The sequence below is a fragment of the Nocardia sp. NPDC059229 genome, from assembly GCF_042754165.1.
Classification (GTDB): Bacteria; Actinomycetota; Actinomycetes; order Mycobacteriales; family Mycobacteriaceae; genus Nocardia.
Genome location: NZ_JBHZAK010000006.1, coordinates 220,805 through 238,250 on the forward strand (window position 1 = coordinate 220,805; position 17,446 = coordinate 238,250).

General features: G+C 68.0%; 14 protein-coding genes, 1 tRNA gene and 1 riboswitch. Of the genes, 10 read left to right on the forward strand and 5 right to left on the reverse strand.

Going from position 1 to position 17,446, the window contains the following annotated elements; genetic code table 11:
• Nucleotides 1-15: 15 nt before the first annotated feature.
• Complete coding sequence (locus ACFXHE_RS16500) at nt 16-1,329, reverse strand: MFS transporter (protein WP_379383822.1); 1,314 nt, start codon at nt 1,327-1,329, stop codon at nt 16-18.
• On the opposite strand from ACFXHE_RS16500, the gene ACFXHE_RS16505 reads away from it, so the two are divergent.
• From ACFXHE_RS16505 to ACFXHE_RS16535, 7 genes are all read left to right on the forward strand, one after another.
• A complete protein-coding gene (locus ACFXHE_RS16505; protein WP_379383824.1) occupies nt 1,328-2,944 on the forward strand; it encodes an aldehyde dehydrogenase family protein in 1,617 nt (538 codons plus the stop codon). The genes ACFXHE_RS16500 and ACFXHE_RS16505 overlap by 2 nt on opposite strands.
• The gene (locus tag ACFXHE_RS16510; RefSeq protein ID WP_379383826.1) at nt 2,941-3,336 is read left to right on the forward strand and encodes a nuclear transport factor 2 family protein; all 396 of its coding nucleotides are present in this window, start codon (nt 2,941-2,943) and stop codon (nt 3,334-3,336) included. Before ACFXHE_RS16505 ends, ACFXHE_RS16510 begins: the two co-directional genes overlap by 4 nt.
• 64 nt (nt 3,337-3,400) lie before the next feature.
• Nucleotides 3,401-6,736: a BTAD domain-containing putative transcriptional regulator gene (locus tag ACFXHE_RS16515; protein ID WP_379383828.1), complete on the forward strand. Its 3,336-nt coding sequence runs from the start codon at nt 3,401-3,403 to the stop codon at nt 6,734-6,736.
• A gap of 84 nt (nt 6,737-6,820) precedes the next feature.
• On the forward strand, nt 6,821-8,059 hold the full coding sequence (locus ACFXHE_RS16520) for an MFS transporter (protein ID WP_379383830.1): 1,239 nt from the start codon (nt 6,821-6,823) through the stop codon (nt 8,057-8,059).
• A 79-nt stretch (nt 8,060-8,138) separates the two neighbouring features.
• Nucleotides 8,139-8,323: riboswitch (M-box (ykoK) riboswitch) on the forward strand.
• A gap of 355 nt (nt 8,324-8,678) precedes the next feature.
• Nucleotides 8,679-9,464, forward strand: a complete 786-nt coding sequence (locus tag ACFXHE_RS16525; RefSeq protein WP_379383832.1) for a hypothetical protein — start codon at nt 8,679-8,681, stop codon at nt 9,462-9,464.
• A gap of 36 nt (nt 9,465-9,500) precedes the next feature.
• On the forward strand, nt 9,501-11,258 hold the full coding sequence (locus ACFXHE_RS16530; protein ID WP_379383834.1) for an ABC transporter permease: 1,758 nt from the start codon (nt 9,501-9,503) through the stop codon (nt 11,256-11,258).
• A gap of 26 nt (nt 11,259-11,284) precedes the next feature.
• Nucleotides 11,285-12,571 (forward strand): nitrate/sulfonate/bicarbonate ABC transporter ATP-binding protein, encoded by a 1,287-nt coding sequence (locus tag ACFXHE_RS16535; RefSeq protein ID WP_379383836.1) that lies wholly within the window; start codon nt 11,285-11,287, stop codon nt 12,569-12,571.
• On the opposite strand, the gene ACFXHE_RS16540 is transcribed toward ACFXHE_RS16535, so the two are convergent.
• Entirely contained in the window at nt 12,546-13,874 is a 1,329-nt protein-coding gene (locus tag ACFXHE_RS16540) for a DUF2786 domain-containing protein (RefSeq protein ID WP_379383838.1), read from the reverse strand. The genes ACFXHE_RS16535 and ACFXHE_RS16540 overlap by 26 nt on opposite strands.
• A 167-nt stretch (nt 13,875-14,041) precedes the next feature.
• Between ACFXHE_RS16540 and ACFXHE_RS16545 the strand changes: the two genes are divergently transcribed.
• Entirely contained in the window at nt 14,042-14,404 is a 363-nt protein-coding gene (locus ACFXHE_RS16545) for a hypothetical protein (protein ID WP_379383840.1), read from the forward strand.
• 6 nt (nt 14,405-14,410) lie between these two features.
• On the opposite strand, the gene ACFXHE_RS16550 is transcribed toward ACFXHE_RS16545, so the two are convergent.
• Nucleotides 14,411-14,487, reverse strand: a tRNA-Arg gene (locus ACFXHE_RS16550).
• A gap of 537 nt (nt 14,488-15,024) precedes the next feature.
• Nucleotides 15,025-15,648: a hypothetical protein gene (locus tag ACFXHE_RS16555; protein ID WP_379383842.1), complete on the reverse strand. Its 624-nt coding sequence runs from the start codon at nt 15,646-15,648 to the stop codon at nt 15,025-15,027.
• 48 nt (nt 15,649-15,696) lie between these two features.
• Between ACFXHE_RS16555 and ACFXHE_RS16560 the strand changes: the two genes are divergently transcribed.
• The gene (locus ACFXHE_RS16560) at nt 15,697-15,879 is read left to right on the forward strand and encodes a hypothetical protein (protein WP_354839483.1); all 183 of its coding nucleotides are present in this window, start codon (nt 15,697-15,699) and stop codon (nt 15,877-15,879) included.
• A 228-nt stretch (nt 15,880-16,107) separates the two neighbouring features.
• Here the strand turns inward: ACFXHE_RS16560 and ACFXHE_RS16565 are convergent, their stop codons facing one another.
• A complete protein-coding gene (locus tag ACFXHE_RS16565; protein ID WP_379383844.1) occupies nt 16,108-16,791 on the reverse strand; it encodes a GntR family transcriptional regulator in 684 nt (227 codons plus the stop codon).
• Nucleotides 16,792-16,880: 89 nt separating this feature from the next.
• Here ACFXHE_RS16565 and ACFXHE_RS16570 point away from each other — a divergent pair, with 89 nt between their 5' ends.
• On the forward strand, nt 16,881-17,414 hold the full coding sequence (locus tag ACFXHE_RS16570; protein ID WP_379383846.1) for a YbhB/YbcL family Raf kinase inhibitor-like protein: 534 nt from the start codon (nt 16,881-16,883) through the stop codon (nt 17,412-17,414).
• The last annotated feature ends 32 nt before the right edge of the window (nt 17,415-17,446 follow it).

A 17,446-nucleotide genomic window follows, 5' to 3' on the forward strand; every position in this document is an offset into this window, starting at 1 on the left:
CGTAATGGGTCGTGGTCAGGCGTGCGCGGCGACGACGCGCGGGTTCGCCGCGACGGTGCCGGGGCACGGCGCGGGACAGGGCGGGGCGCCGGTGAGGGTGCTCAGTACGCCCCGGTGCCGGGCGCTGCTGAGCACGGCGATGAGTTCGAGGGCGAGCACGATCACGCCGTAGCCGAAGGCCGTGGCGGACAGGTCGAATCGGCTCAGGCAGAGTCCGGCGAGGACGGCGGGCAGGCTGAACGCGAGGTACGCCGCCACATAGGTCGCCGTGATCACCTCGGCTCGCCGATCGGCCTCGGTCAGCCCGGTGAGCATCCGCAGGATGCCGGTGAAGGTCGGTCCGGTACCGAGTCCGGCGACACTGCTGCCGACGAGGAACAGCCACACCTCATGCGTCGCGACGCCGGTCAAGGCGATCACAACACCCGTGACCAGAAAGGCCGGGCCTCGGCCCAGTGCCCGCTCGATGGTCCAGTTGCGAGTAGAGACGGCGGCGGTGAGCGACGCGCCTTGCAGCGCGACGATCACCAGCCCCCCGGCCAGCGGGCTGTTCAGATGGAACTGTGCGCGCATGAGCGCCCCACCGAGCGACAGATACAGCCCGCCCAGCGCCCAGGTGGCGACGATGGACGGCAGCAGCGTCCGGAAGACCGACCGGACCGATTGCGGCACCGAGACTTTCGGAATCAGCGAGTCCAGCGCACGACCGTCCGGCGCGGCCGTCTCGGGCATCATCGTGACGCCCGCGATCAGCACCAGATAGGCAGCCGCCAGTAGCCAGAACACCAAGTGGGTGGGTGCCGGCGCGTAGGTCACCAGCAGTCCGCAGGCCATCGCGCCCGAGGCCGATCCCGCTCCGGCGGCCACACTGGACATCAGGACACCCAGCCGTGAACCCGGCGGTTGCAGATCGATCAATGCCGCGCTGATCGCTCCGGTGGACAGCCCGGCCGCGATGCCCTGAACCCCGCGCGCCACGAAAAGCCATGCCACCGACTGCGCCTCGGCGAAGATCAGCGTCCCGGCCAGCGCCGTCACCGCGGCGGCGAACAGCACGGGCCGGCGTCCGATGTGGTCGGACAGCGATCCGGCCACCAGCAGAGTGGCGAGCAGGGCAAGGACATTGATCGCGTACACGCCCGTCGATACCAGCGAGGAGTAATGCCACTGCTGCTGATAGACGGGATACAGCGGCGACGGCGCCGAGGAAGCGAACAGCATCAGGGCCAGTGCGGCCACCAGTAGCCAGAACGCCGCCATGCGCGGAAGTCGATAGCTCGCGGCACGGGCAGCCCTCCCGGGGCCGGGCCGGATCATATTGTCCACCATGCCCGCAAGACTGATCGCGGCCACTGATACCGGACTGTCGCCGCGTGCCAGTCGCGTGTCCGCGGGGCCGGTGAGTGTGGTCGGTATGACGAATATCGACAATGTCAGCCAGCTCGACTTTTCCGTTCTTCCGCACCGGGATGCTCTCGAGATCGCCCCGGGGCGGCTCTACATCGACGGCCGGTGGGTCGATTCCGATTCCGATGCGCGCTGGCAGCACCTCAGCCCCGCGACCAACGAGGAGGTCACCACCATTGCCGACGCTTCGGCCGCCGATGTCGATCGGGCCGTCAGCGCGGCGCGGCGAGCCTTCGACGAGGGCCCGTGGCCGCGGCTGCGGGCCAAGGAGCGCAAGGCGATCCTCGAACCCCTGGTGCGGTTGCTGCGCGAGGTCGCACCACGCCTGAGCAGGATCCAGACGCTCGAGAACGGCATGCCGATCTCCTTCACCACCCAGTACCGGCTCTCGGCCGAGGTCGCCGCGGACGTGTTCGATCACCACCTCGGCTGGATCGATAAACTCGGCGGGGAGACCTATCCGCAGTACACCGAGCGAAGTGACCTGCAGTACCTGAGCTTTCGCGAACCGGTCGGCGTGGTCGGGGCCATCGTGCCCTGGAACGCGCCGGTGCTGCAGCTCGCCAACAAGGTCGCGCCCGCGCTGGCCGCCGGCTGCACGGTCGTGCTCAAACCCTCCGAATACGCGAGCCTCAGCAGCCTCGCGATCACCGAACTCATCGATCAATTGGATTTGCCGCCCGGCGTTTTCAATCTCGTCACCGGCGTCGGTGCCAAGTCCGGCGAGGCGCTGATCACCCATCCCGGCGTCGACAAGATCAGCTTCACGGGCAGTCGCCGGGTCGGCGGGCGCATTCTCGAGGCCAGCGGGCAGGACATCAAACGCGTCACCCTGGAGCTCGGCGGCAAGAGCCCCAGCCTGATCTTCCCCGACGCGGATGTCCGCGAGGCCGGGAGGACGGTGATGCGCATGATCGCGCTGGGCATGTCCGGACAGCAGTGCACTGCCCAGACCCGGGCCCTCGTGCACGTCGACTGCTACGACGAATTCCTCGACGGCGCACGGGAGATCGCGGCATCGGTGCGGTACGGCGACCCGTTCGACCCGGCCACGAACGCGTCACCGCTGATCAACAAGCAGCAACTGGTGAAGGTGCTGGACTACATCGAGTCCGGCACCGTGGAGGGGGCGCACCTGCTGCTCGGCGGCGATCGGCCGAGCGATGCGCTCAGCGCCGGCAACTATCTGAACCCGACCATCTTCACCCAGGTCGACAACGGCATCCGGTTGGCACAGGAGGAGATCTTCGGGCCGGTGCTGGCCGTCATCCCGTTCACCGACGAGGACGAGGCGGTCCGTATCGCCAACGACACCGAATACGGCCTGGCCTCCGGCATTTACACCGCCGACATCGGGCGCGCCTTCCGGCTGGCCCGCCGTATCCGTGCCGGAGCGGTCGGCATCAACGGCTACACCTTCATGCCCAACGCCCCGATCGGCGGGTACAAGACCTCGGGGTTGGGCCGGGAGGGCGGGCGCACCGCGTTGGAGGCTTACACCGAGCAGAAGACCGTCATGATCGAGACGGGCGCTTGATCGCTCGACCACCGCACGGCCGCAGCGAGATGACCGCACTCGTCGTCGACTACCTCGAACTGCTGTGGAATCGGGGCCGTGCCGATCTGGCCGATCGCTTCGTCGCCGACGAGCTGGTCGAGCACGGTCCGGGCCTGCCCGACGGCCGCCGGGCATTGATCGAGCTGATCAGCGGTGTGCGGCAGCGGTTCCCGCACGCCCGGTTCGACCTGCGCCGGATCGCCGCCACCGGAGATCTGGTGTTCGCGCACAGCCTCTTCACAACCGGACCGGGGGATCGCGGCACGGTGGTCGTGGATGTCTTCCGCATCCAGGGTGACCTGATCGTAGAACACTGGCAGGTCCGAGAACGGGTGCCCGCCAGTGTCGTCGGTGGCCACCCCGTCGTGTGAATTCCGTTCGACAGCGGCTACGGATTCCAGTGATCATGGGCGGGAGGTCATGTGGAGGTGTCACGTGGTGCAGGTGAGGGTGCTCGGCCCGGTCTCGGTGGTCGCGGCCGACGGGCGCGAGTTCGCGATCATCGGGCCACGGTTGCGAACCTTGCTGGCGCTGCTCGCACTTCGCGCCGGGACGACGGTTCCGACCGGGCTGCTGATCGACGGGATCTGGGACCGGGATTCGCCGGCGCGAGTCGAGAATGCGCTCCAGGCCCTGGTGAGCCGATTGCGTGCGGCAGTCGGCTCCCATCGCGTCGTGAAGGACGGAGCGGGCTATCAACTGGCGGTCGAACCGGACGCGGTCGACGTGTGCCGGTTCGGCCGGCTGCTCGGTGAGGCTCGGCGGCTGGGGTCGGCCGGGCGGCATGAGCCCGCCGTCCGTGCCGTGGATCTGGCTCTGGCGCAATGGCGTTCGGACGCGCTCGTCGGCGTGGTCGACTCGGCCGACATGCGCTCGACGGTCACCGAACTGACCGAGCGGCGACTGGCGGCGATCGAGCTCCGCGCCGATCTCCTGCTCACGCTCGGCCGGGCCGGCGAGGCCCTGCCCGAACTGGCTCACCACTGCACGGCGCACCCCTACAGGGAAGCCCTGGCCGCCCGGCGCATCACAGCACTCGCCGCTGCGGGCCGGAAATCGGAGGCCTTCGACGTCTACCGGCACACAGCCGAATTGGTGCGCCGTGAACTCGGCGCCGAACCTGGCCCGGCGTTGCAGGCGGCACTGACCTCCATCGATGCGGGTGCGGCCGCCGAATCGGACCACCCGCCACATCCGGCGCCGGCCCGACCTGGACGGGTAGTGCGGGATTCAATACGGACACAACAGGATTCGGCGCGATCGGTGCCGGAATCCGCAGTCGGATCGCCGGAATCATCAGCGGGAGGGCCCCTCGTGCGGGAGCGGGGAGTGCCGCGACGCTGGACCAGCTTCGTCGACCGGGAACGCGATATCGACCAGCTCACCCGGATGCTCCGCGACTCCGCGCTGGTGACCCTGACCGGGACGGGCGGCGTCGGCAAGACCCGGCTGGCGACGGAACTCGCTGCGGTCCAGTCGGATTGGCCCGACGGCTGCGTTTTCGCCGACCTCGCGGGCATCGCACCCCAGCGCGAGCACGACGCGTCGACGCCGACCGCGGTTCCGGCCGTCCTGCTGTCCGCCCTGGGTCTCGGCGAATCCAGCGACGACGCCGACTGGCGCGCGGTGCTGCACCGATCCGTGGGGCAGCGCCGAATGCTGGTGATCCTGGACAACTGTGAGCACGTGATCGACGCGGCCGCCGAGTTGGCCGCGTTCCTGCTGTGCCACTTTCCTCTGCTGACCGTGCTGGCCACCAGTCGTGAGCCGCTCGGCATCGACGGCGAAAAGTTGTACCCGGTAAGGGCTTTGGCGGTGCCGGAGCCCGGAGCATCGGTGGAGATCGCCGCCGAATCCGCCGCCGTCCAGCTATTCGTGGACCGTGCCCGCGCGGTGCGACCGGACTTCCGGCTGACCGACTCCGAATGTGCCGATATCGTGTCCATCGTGTGCTGCCTCGACGGGTTGCCGCTGGCGATCGAACTCGCCGCCGCCCGCCTGCACGCCCTGCCGGTACGTCATCTGGCCGACCGGCTGCCCCACCGATTCCGCCTCTTGGACTCGCTCGGCCGCAACGTATCAGCCCGGCATCGCACGCTGCATGCCGTGGTGTCCTGGAGCTGGAACCTGCTCACCGGTGCAGAGGTCGAATTGGCGCGCAGGCTGGCCGTCTTCGCCGATGGCGCCACGCTCGACGCCATCCTCACGGTATGCGGCGGCGAGGACACCGCGGATACCCTGACGGCGCTGGTCGCCAAGTCCCTCGTCGAGTTCGACGGCGCGCGATACCGGATGGTGGAAACGATTCGCGCCTACGCCGCATCGGAATTGGACGCGGCCGGCGAGAGCCGGCGACTGGCGGACGCCCACGCCGGCCATTTCCTCGCTCTCGTGCGGGACGCGGCACCGCGGCTGCTCGATGCGCGGCAGCAGCAGGCGACGCGCCTGCTCACCATCGAACACGCCAACTGCCTGGCCGCCTTGGAATGGGCGGTGCGCACCGGGGACGGCGAGTGTGCGGTCGGTCTGTACGGCGGCCTGATCTGGCATTGGCTGCTGTGCGGGCTCCGTGGCGAGGCCCTGGCCTGGCAACCGCGGGTGCTGGCGCTGTTCGGTGCGGGTCCGCCGCCGGGCCGAGCCGCGGATTTTCTCGCCGTCCGCTACGCCCACCAGCTGCCCGCGTACCACGAGCCGTTGTGGTGGGGCCAAATACCCGATCGCTCAGGCGAATTCGATGAACTGGTGCGGACCGCCATGGGCGAGTCGCGGCCGCCGCATCCGATCTTCGTGCTGCTGCTGGCACTTCGCGACCGGCACCGTGGTGCCGGCGAGCTGTTGAACCAGTGCCTCACCGCCGACGACACCTGGTTGCGCGGCAATGCGCTGGTGCTGCGCGCACTGGACGAAATCGGCGGTGACACAGAGTCGTTCGAGCGCTGCGTAGCCGACCTCGAGGCGGCCATCAGCATGCTGGAGAGTCTGGGCGAGCCGCGCGGGGTGAGCCGGGCGCTGCTGCACCTGGCCCACCACAGGATCGAATCCGCGGGGCTCGCCGCGGGTGCTCCCCTCATCGCCCGGGCCGCCGAACTGCTGACCCCGGGCCTGGGGGCCGAGGAGGTCGTGGGTGTGCTGCGCCGCGCCGCACAGTTGCATCTGCGGGAGAACGACGTGGACGGTGGCGCCGCCTACCTCGCGTCCGCCCGGAGGTGGGTGGATGCCCAGGTGCCCGAGGGAACGGCGCAGTGGCTGCGCGTCGCCGAGGCCGATCTGGCGCTGCGGCAAGGCGAACCGGGCACGGCGATCGAGCTGTACGGTCGATTGTTCGGCGACGACGGTCCGCTGCGCGGTGCCGACCGCAGTCCGGCCGCAGCATTGGCCACCGACGAAATCCTGGGGCGCACACACTATGCGATCGCACTGGTCGGAACGGGCCGAATCGGCATTGCGACAAGGCAACTCGAGATCGCCCGCGACCTCGCCGCCACCGCCGCACCACGACTGCTCCCCGTCGTCGCCGTCGGCTGTGCGCTGGCCGCCCTCGCCATCGGCGCACCCGAGCCGGCCGCGCGCCTGCTGGGAGCCATCGACCAAGTGACCGGCCGCATCACGAACGGCAATCCCGGTCCCGACGTACGCCAGGCGTACGCCCTCGCCCGGAAAGCCCTGGGACAGCAACGATTCCTGTCCGCCCTGAACGAAGGCCGGCGCACCCCCTGCGACCAGGTCAGCGTCCTATTCGAGCAGGCCCTGTACCAGCGCGCTGTCAGCTGACACCAGCGTCGCATCAGCGCCGCCCGGAAGTGTTGCGAGCATGGCGAACACCACCTCCTCATCCGACACGAGCAGGTGGAAGTAATGGCAGCCCCCATCGCTTCCACCCACGAATCCGCCGGCGCCGGAACCCCGATCCGCAATTGGCTCGCCGTCGCGGCGGTATCCACCGCCACCTTCGCGATGGTCACCGTAGAGGCCATGCCGGTCGGCCTGCTCACCCCCATCGGTCACACCTTCGACGTCTCTCCCGGTGCGGTCGCACTGACGATCACATTGCCCGGACTCATGGCCGCGGCGGCCGCGACCACCCTGCCCGTCGCGATCGGAAGATCGGACCGGCGTACGGTCCTGCTCGGGCTGATCGGGCTCATGCTGGCCGCGACAGCGGTCTCGGCGCTGGCACCGGACTTCGCGATCCTGCTCGCCGCACGTGCCGTCGCCGGCATCGCCATCGGCGGCTTCTGGGCGCTGGCCGCCTCGTGCGCGGTCAGACTGGTTCACGCGCACCACATTCCACGAGCGATATCGCTCGCGTTCGGCGGTGCGACAGCGGCCAACGTGCTGGGCGTGCCGGCCGCGACGCTGATCGGCAATCTGAGCGGCTGGCGCGTCGCCTTCGCCGCACTGGCCGGATTCGGCGCGGTGGTCGCCCTCGCGCTGCGGCTGCTGCTGCCGCCCCTGCCCGCCACCGAGGTGGTCCGCCCCCGCGCCCTGGCGCGGCAGTTGCGCACACCGGCCGTCCGCGCCGGCGTCATCGCCACCTTCCTTCTGGTGGGTGGGCATTGGGCGGCATTCACCTTCGTCCGGCCCATGCTGCAGGACATCTCCGGTCTGGGCGCCGGGGCAATCGGGCCAGCGCAGCTGGCCTTCGGCTTGGCGGGCGTGGCCGGAACGTTCGCGGGCGGCGCCGCCGCCGGCCGCGACCCGCGGCGCGCCCTGGTCGCCGCTGCCGCCCTGCTGGCGATGACACTCGCACTCTTCCCGCTCATCGCGACCACACCGGTCAGCGGCATCGCAGCACTGCTGGTGTGGGGCACGGCATTCGGTGCGATTCCGGTCGGCGTGCAGACCTGGATCCTGCAGGCCGCCCCCGACCATCCCGAGGCCGCGACCGCCCTCAATACCGCCATGTACAACCTGGCCGTCGCCCTCGGTGCGCTCACCGGCGGCGTGATCGTCAGCTTCACATCGGTGACCGGCGTCCTCGTCACGGGCGCGCTGCTCGGCGTGACCGCCATCGCCGCGGTCATGATCGGCGGGCGGCAGCTGACGCGGCGTGCCGGTGCCCTGTCAGCGACGTCGGCCACAGTCGAAGAATGAGAATGGTGATCGTCGGAGCCACCGGACCGCCGAATCCGGCGCGGTTTTGACTTTTAACGAGTCTTTAACTAGGTTCCCTGTTGCACCTCGATAGGCGAGGCTCCTGCACGAACACAGGCCACTGATCTGACGACGTCGAGAGACGCCCAAGGTTAGGACAGATTTCTCCGGATCAAGGGGTAATCCAAAGTGGCTTTCCGATTCGGAACACTGCGATTCGGAACACGTCGTGCAGTGCCAAAACTCTGACGAGAGGGGTGTGCGTCCGCCCCGAGAGTTCCGGGCGACCTCCCCCGTGCGTTGACGAATCGCGTTCTACCAGTGAGGAGGTCGGGTAGCACGATGGCACCCGATGATGACCCGGGATCTCCGGGTCGGCCCCTCCGCCTCGGTCCGGGCCGCTAGCCAGCACACCAACACCGCGTCGATATTTCGACGCACGTAATTCTCCGATATCACGATGCCGCCCGCGCGGCACCGGACTATTCGCATGCACATTTTACGAATGAATTCGGAGATTCGCATATATATCCGACCCGTCGGCACCACCGTGCCCGACGGTATTCGACGCTGCCCGGAAACCGATGCGGGCAGCGGTATCCCGAGGGGAAACATCCCGATGAGAATTCGCCTGCTCGCATTCGCCACCGCGGCGATGACCACCGCCGGACTGGTCGCCCCTGCCGCCGCTTCGGCCGCGGCACCCGGACCGGACGTCCGGCTCGCCGACGCTGTGACAGCTCAGGCCGTGTCCGGCGACGCCCGGATCGTGGACCGATCGGTGGTGCTGCGCACCGACCTCGGCACGCTCCGAACCACCACCGACCAGCTGCAGATCCTCGACCCGCAGGGCGTGGTGGTGGGGGCGATCCCGCTGACCATCACGAAGCAGGACACGACGTACCCGATCGACGCCCGCATCGACGGCGACAGCGCCACCCTCACCCCGCGCCCGGATCGGGCACGACCGGTCAGCACCGAGGAACGACGCATCGCCGCGGAGCTGCACGCCGCCGCGCAGACGCAAGCCGAAGACCCTGCGGCACAGCAGATTGCCGATCCCGACAGCTTCGAGGATCGGATGAATACCGTCTTCCAGAATGTCAACAACGAGCTCACCGTGGCCCTGGCGGTGGGCACGCTGCTGGGTGCCGTCATCGGAGCGCCGCTGGGCTGCGTCCTGCTGGGCGCGGGTCAGGGTCTCGCGGTCGGCGCATTGACGTTGGGCACGTTGGCGATTCCCGGCGCCGTCACCGGCTGTCTCGAGGGCGCGGTGGCCGGGGCCGGAATAGGCGTCGTGGTTTTCAACCTGCTCATCGGCGCACCGGCGGTGCTGGCCTCGGCCGTGCACGCCTACAACGTCATGACCGCACCGCCCGCGGTCGCCGCCGAATCGACCAACTGAGTTGCGACGAAGCCGCTCGGAGCGAGGTGAACAGCAATGACTCTCGAATTGGCAATTCCGGACCGCCCCAAGACGACTCCCGAGGTGCCGCGGGCACGCGGCCGGCTCCGAGCGGTGGACTACCTGATCATCGGCGCGGGCGTGCTGCTGATCCTGCTGGTGCTGAGGCTGTTTCGGGACATGTCGGTGCCCTGGACGCCGGATACCGGAACCGAGGCCGTATCAACCGATCCCGCGAACCTGCCTTATTACGCGGCCCGCACCACGCTGCGCATGTTCATCGGCCTGGCGGCGTCCATCCTCTTCACGCTGATCGTCGGCCAGTGGGCGGCGCGCTCGCGACGGGCCGAGAAGGTGCTCATCCCGGCGCTCGACGTGCTGCAGTCGGTGCCGGTGCTGGCCCTGGTCTCGATCACGGTCACCGCGTTCGTGGGCCTGTTCCACGGCTCGTACCTGGGCGCGGAGGCGGCGTGCATCTTCGCCATCTTCACCGCGCAGGCCTGGAACATGACCTTCGCCTACTACCAGGCGTTGCGCAATATGCCCCGGGAGCTGGATGATGCGGCCCGCATGATGCGGCTCACCCGCTGGCAGCGGCTGTGGCAGCTGGAGGTGCCGACGGCCATGGTGCCGATGATCTGGAACGGCATGATGAGCTTCGGCGGCGCGTGGTTCATGCTCGCGGCCTCGGAGGTCATCACGGTATCCGGCCGGGACGAGGCGCTGCCCGGCATGGGTAGCTTCATCGCGGCGGCCACCTCCGAGGCCGAGGTCGGCAATCTCATAGTGGGTGCGCTGGTCATGGTGCTCACCATCGTCTTGGTGAACGTGGTGTTCTGGCGGCCGCTCACGGCGTGGTCGGAGCGATTCCGGGTGGAGCACACCGAAAGTGCGCAGGCCCCACGGAGTCTGGTGCTCGACCTGCTGCGGCACAGCACGGTGCCGGGCCGGCTGGCTCGGGTGCTACGGCCGGTCGGTGAGCGGGTCGATCGCCTCATGCGGGTCTTCGGGCGCAGCACCCGTTCCGCCTACGACGAGCGCGCGGGCAGCCGCATCGGCGATGTGCTCTTCTTCGGACTGCTCTTCGCCGCGCTCGCCTGGGGCACCTGGGCACTCGCCTCCTACTTCGACAGAACCGTGGGCCTGGCCGAATTCGGGCCGACCTCGCTGATGGGGCTGGCCAGCCTCGGCCGCGTGATAGTGCTGCTGGTGGTCTCCACCATCGTGTGGGTGCCGGTCGGCGTGTGGATCGGGATGAATCCGCGCATCTGCCGGTTCGCTCAGCCGGTGGTGCAGGTGCTGGCCAGTTTCCCGGCCCAGTTCTTGTTCATCTTCGTCATCGCGGCGCTCACCTACACCGGCATCTCACTGAATATCGGCGGCATCGCGCTGATGGCACTGGGTGCGCAGTGGTACGTGCTGTTCAACGTGATCGCGGCGGCCGGGCAGATCCCGACGGACCTGCGCGAGGCCATGGACGATCTCGGCGTGCACGGGTGGCAGCGCTGGAAGTCGTTGATACTGCCCGCGATCGCACCCGGCTACGTGGTCGGCGCGATCACCGCGTTCGGCGGCGCGTGGAACGCCACGCTGGTCGGCGAGGTCGTGGAGGCCGGGAACACGCATATGGAGGCCTACGGCCTGGGCGCGTACATCACCAATGCCACCACCGACGACGTCTTCGCCAGGGTGCTGCTCGGCACCGTGGTGATGAGCGTGGTCACGGTGACCATCAACCGCCTGCTGTGGCGACGCCTGCAGCGCACCGCCGAACGGCGATTCTCGCTGAGCTGAAACACTTTTCGAAAGGAGGACACACCGTGTCGGCCCCCATCATCACCGTCGATCGTGTCACCAAGAACTTCACCAACCCCTCCGGCGAGCAGCTGCCGGTTCTCTCGGATGTCTGCCTCGAGTTGCAGGAGGGTGAAATCGTCGCGCTGCTGGGCAAATCCGGCTCCGGCAAGTCCACGCTGCTGCGGATCATCGCGGGCCTGATGCTCCCCTCTGCGGGGTCCGCGCGCATCCGGCAGACCGAGATCACCGAGCCGAATGCCAATACCGCCATGGTGTTCCAGACCTTCGCGTTGCTGCCGTGGCTGACCGTGCGCCAGAACGTCGAACTCGGCCTTCGCGCCCAAGGGATTTCGGCCTGGGAGCGTGGCGAGAGGGTTACCGACGCCATCGACATGATCGGCCTGGACGGCTTCGAGAACGCCTATCCCAAGGAGCTTTCCGGCGGTATGCGCCAGCGAGTGGGATTCGCCCGCGCCCTGGTGGTGCAGCCGGAGGTGCTGCTCATGGACGAACCGTTCTCGGCGCTGGACGTCTTGACCGCCGAGAACCTGCGCGGCGAGCTCATGCGACTGTGGGCGGAGACCGCCTTCCCGACCAAGACCATGCTGATGGTCACCCACAACATCGAGGAGGCCGTGCAGCTGGCCGACCGAATCCTGGTGCTGGACAACAATCCCGGGCGAATCAAAGGTGAGATCCAGGTGCGTCTCCCGCAGCCGCGCGACCCGCGCGGCGCGGGGTTCCAGGCGCTGGTGGACCAGGCCTATCGGATGCTCACCGACGCCACCTTCGAGGGCAGCTGGCCGAGCATCACCCCCACCCCCACCACCCGGCCGCTGCCCGATGCCGGGGTGGACGGAATCGGCGGCATGCTGGATTTTGTGGCCGCCCAGGGCGGGCGGGCCGACCTGCCGGATCTGGCGGGCGGGTTGCGCTTCGAGATCGACGATCTGATGCCGCTGGTCGACGCCGCCACCATGCTGGGGCTGGCCACCACCGCCGACGGGGATATCGAGCTCACCGTCGACGGCACCCTGTTCGCCGAGGCCGATATCGACAGTGCCAAGGCCATTTTCGCGCGGCTGGCGCGAGCCAAGGCGCCCCTGGTCGCGGCGATCGACCACGCGCTGACCAGTGCGCGCAACCAGCGGCTACGCGACGGCTTCTTCCTCGACCTGCTGCGGCGGGGCTTCACCGAGGACGCCGCGCGGCGACAACTGCGGATCGCCATCGACTGGGGACGCTATGCCGAGCTCTACGAGTACGACGCCGCCGAGCGGCTGCTCACCCGGCATCAGGACGAGGCCTGAGGTCGAGCCGTGCGCGGTCGGCGGCTACTCGGCCGGCGTCCCAGCCTGCGGCGCTGCGGATTGTGATCCCGCGATTCCGGGCTTGTGGAAACAGGGTGTCGAAAGCCGCGTCGACCGCAATCTGGTGTGAGGCCAAGACCGGCAGCAGTCGTTCCGGCTCAGCCGATTCCGCGATGGTGGCCGCGGTGGCCGCATCCAGGCGCTCCCCGATGCGGGTGGCATACGCGACGAGGAACGACTTCCGGAACGTCCGGCTGCGTGCCTCCTCGGTTCGGGACGCTTTGTCGCCGTTCGCGATCATCGCCCTGGTGGCCTGCACGAGCAGCGAGGTGGACAACAATTCCACCGCGTCGAGATCCGCGTCGTCGCCGACGATGGTCATGAAATCCCATGCCGAGGAAAAGACGGCGCGGCATCGATTGGCCTTGGCGACGACGTCGATCAGCAGGGCCTTCGCGTCGGTGTACGGGGTATCGAGCCACATTCGCCGTGCCCCTGGCAGATCCGGGACGGCGGTGTCGGCGTCGACGAGCACCCGATCGAGCGCGTACTTGGTCATCAGCTCCTGTGCCTTGGCCGACAGGGCCTCGGCCTCTTCGGGGAAGGACGTGGACTCCGCCTTGGCGAGCAGTCCACGAACGCGGCCGAGCACCTTCTCGTCGACATGATGGGGGACAGCGGCCGTCGGACGTGCGGTACCGGGCAGGGGCCTGATGAGTTCCAGTTTCGGCAGCAGGATCAGCAGTGCGAGGGCCTCGATGACGGTGGTGAGCGCTTCGGCGGTGGTCAGCATGTGCTTCGCTGCCCACTGGCCGAAATGCGGTGAGGAATCCGACCACCAGGCGTCCGCGGCCAATTCACCGAGCTGAGCAAACCAGGTTTCGTCGACGGTCGCAGGCGCGAAGGGCCGCACAGAGTCCGCCATGGTGTCGATCAGAAAGCTGACCGCGAAGTCGTCGACCCGCCGTCGCGCCGCCTGCTGAATGTCCGCCGGCAACCAGCCATTCCGGAAGGCTCGCGTCATGAGGTGCTGCCCCGCAAGGTGCACACCCCGCTCCACGTGGTGAACGAGCGGGTCGTCAGCGGCGAGCCGGCCGGCGAACACGACAACCGGATCACGCTGTACCGATCCGGCCCGAGCCCCACGCTGGGCCGATTCCATGGCGGCCGCCAGGATCGCATTGCCGATCTCCTCAGCGGTCGGCGGCCGCCCCTCGGCCCCACCGGGCATGCCCGGAAAGTCGGTTCCGCCGTATCGTGCCCGCTGCTTGGCTGCCCGATGCTTCCGATTCGGCTTACCCATGATCGACTCCACCGACCCTCGAATCGCCATGACCTGTCACAACCCCGACCGTATTTCACGGCTGTACCGTTCCGTGATGCGGGCCCGGTACGACCAAAAACTTCAGAATGGAAACAAAATTGGGCTCGGCTACGACGAACAACACAACGCCAATCGGAAGGGTCTTCATGAAAAGGTCGTTGAGTGTCGCCGGACGGGTTGCGATCGCGGGCATTTCGGGTTTGGGTTTCGCGGCCGTCGTCGGGTCGGGGACCGCGCAGGCCGCGCCGCAGGACTGCACCGTGACGAAGGGGGTGTTCGACGCGTCGGCAGTCTGCGGGCCCGACGGTGGATCCAACTACGTACTTCACCTCGACTGCGTCGGCCTCTACGCCAGCGGGCCGTTCCCGCTGTACGCCGTCGGCCCCTACAAGGTGCTCAGCTACCCCTTCACCCCGTCGGGTGACCGTATTACGGCGGCCTGCACCGGCGCCGGACCCGGCGTCTTCGCGGTCGCCACCAACGCCTACGTGGAAATCTACAACCCGTAGATGACCTGGTATGCCCGGGAGGAATCGAACCCCCAGCCTTCTCCTTCGTAGGGAGACGCTCTGTCCGGTTGAGCTACGGGCATGTGGCTCCGCGCGGATGTCGGCGTTGACATCTACTCGGCGCCGAGGTGCGCGGAGCTGGATCGGTGGGTTCCCTCGGTGTGGTTCGAACAGCATCCACAACAACGCCGACCCGCCGTGAATTGCGGATTTCCGTTGAGATCGGAGTGGCTCGGCGTCGCTGTCGAAGGTCCGAAAGCGGTTCTCGATGAGGGGCTGCGGAAGCCTTCGCCCATGCATGCGTCAACGGTGACGCCCGCTCGACGTTGAGGTGCATGGGCTGGGTGGCTTGCTTTCGGGCTGGATGAGAAAGGGTCGCTCCTGGCGAATGCCGGGAGCGACCCCCTGAGCGGTCTGCGGTGGTCGAGACCTTCAGGGGCAGCTCCGTACACCGACGCGGACGGGACGGTTGTGGTCGAACGTGTTCGGGCGCTGCATAAATTCGGTCACGGTGCCGCCTTTCCTGTCGTCGGGGGAGGTGGTGGGAATCACGGTAGCAGCGGAGTTCTGAAGGGGTAAAACGATTTTCGACCGGGGATGCAATGGGTGATGCCGGTGCGTCAACGTACGGGAACGTGCACCGTGATTTCCCCGCCGAGGTGATAGCCGTCGGCCAAACGCAGATTGTCGCCACTCCAAAACCTGCCCGGGTCATACCAGTTCGGACGCTTCTCCGGCAGCAGACCCATGGCCTGATAAGTCATGGCGACGATCTCCGCGCAGTACGCGTTCTCCAGACCGGCGTCGGCTTCCCGCGTTCCCGATTGCTTCGGCAGCGCTACCCGGCCCCGCAACCACCGCCCCGCCAGCGCGCTGGTGGAGGGAAAGGGCATGCCGTCCAGCCGTGCGACCATCCGCAGCGCGGCATCTTCCATCTCGTGGGTAACCGGCCGATCCAGCTGGCGAATCCACGCTTGCTGCCCGTAATCGTTGGCCCAGCGCATGATCGCGGCCCGCAGGTCGTGCAGCTGTGCACCGCGATGGTGGTTGCCCGACCAGACGTCCGGCAGCGCCCGGCCGAGCTCGGCGTGCCAGATCAGGGCCGGGAGGTCATCGATGACCACCGCCATGCCGACATGGTTGACCGGGCTGTTGGTCAGCCCCCGGATTGCGCGGTCGGCACCGGTATGCCCGCGGAACAGCCACAGATCGCCGGTCCGCGTGAGCTCGACCGCGTCATCCAAACCGATACTCGAAGGCGCTTCACGTGGCACGGCGACTAGCCTAGGCGCATGCGCTGGTGGAAGGTGCTCGGCTTGGCAGGGGCCGCGGGTGTCGCGGCGACCGGAGTGGTCATCGTGCGGTCCGAACGCAAACGCCGCGCGTACACCCCGGACCAGATCCGAGACCGGCTACACGCCCGCCTCGGCGATCAGCCCGGGCCCATCGAGCCCGTCGGCGACGGCAAACGCTGATCCGGACCGCGAAAGCGTTCACCCACACCGGCTTCGACCGTCATCGCGGGCTCGATGCGACAGCCTTCGGAATGAACGGAATTCACGCGATGCGCAACGGCGTATCAAGGTCGTTGTCCAACACTCGTTCTCGGCCGAGCGCTTGAACGCATGCACCCCGCCCACCGAGCACTTCCTCGGCTGACGACGCCCGGGCCGGTCGGATTGCGACCTACGTCATGGTCGGTGTCAGCTTTCCTGCTCGGTGAGTGCGGCCGTCGTCAGGGTGAGGTGTCGGGTCAGTAGGTCGGCGGCGGTATCGGGGTCACGGGCCAGCGCCGCCTCCTCCAATCGGCGATGCTCGTCGATGCCGTCGCGGTCGGGGGCGCGGTGTGCCGACCAGCGGCGAGCCAGCTCGCTCGCGACCCACATCCGGTCGAAGGTCTCCAGCAACACCGGGTTTCCGCACCCTGCCAAGAGGGTGCGATGGAACACCCGATGGGCCTCGGCCCAGGCCTCGCTGTAGTACTCGCCGTCCTCCGGGGTGAATACCGGTGTGCGCGCCAAGCGGTGGTGGGCGGCTCGGACATCGCTCTCCCAGTCGACGTCACCACGTTCGATCGACATGCGTAGCAGGACCGGCTCGATGGTCCGGCGGGCCTCGCCGATCTGCTGCCAGCGGCGATCGGAGAAGGCCGGGACCGCGAAGCCGCGATTGGTCAGCCGTTCGGCCAAGCCCTCACCGACCAGCCGCACCAGCGCCTCGCGCACCACAGCCAGGCTCACACCGTGTTGCTTGGCCAGATCCTGCGGCTTGAGCGCGTCACCGGGCGCGTACTCGCCGCGCATGATCGCGTGCCGCAGGTGTGCGTAGATCTGCTCGGACAGCATCTGCTTTCCCGGTGCGGTGGGGGTGTTGGCTGCCCTGGTCATGGTCCGATGATAGACGATCTTCAAAATAATCGATTATTTCTGATATCGTCGATCTTGCTTGTCCGGTACGACTCGAAAGGCACGACACGATGAGCGCAAACAATCCCTTCGCCCGGCTCCCCGAGGCAGCCTCGTTCACGGTCACCAGCACCACGGTGAGCGACGGCGCCGCCTGGCAACCCGCACAGTGGTCCTCCGGCGCCCCCGGCGGCAAAGACGTTTCCCCGCAACTGAGTTGGAGTGGCGCCCCGGCGGGCACCAAGAGTTACGCCGTCACCGTGTACGACCCCGACGCCCCCACGGGCTCCGGCTTCTGGCACTGGGCTGTCGCCAACATCCCGGCCACGACCACGAGCCTTGCCGAGGGCGCCGGAGACGACGCGGGCAGCGGGTTGCCGACCGGCTCCTTCCAATTGCCGAACGACGCGCGCCTACCCCGATACATCGGTGCGGCGCCGCCGGCGGGGCACGGTGAGCACCGCTATTTCGTCACCGTGCACGCTCTGGATGTCGACGACATCGGCATCGCCGCCGACTCCACGCCTGCTCTGCTCGGATTCACCATCGCAGGCCACATCCTGGGCCGGGCGACGCTCGTCGCCACGGCGGAGGCACTGCCGTGAATTCCGCTCGAGCATCCTGACGAGGTCGGACG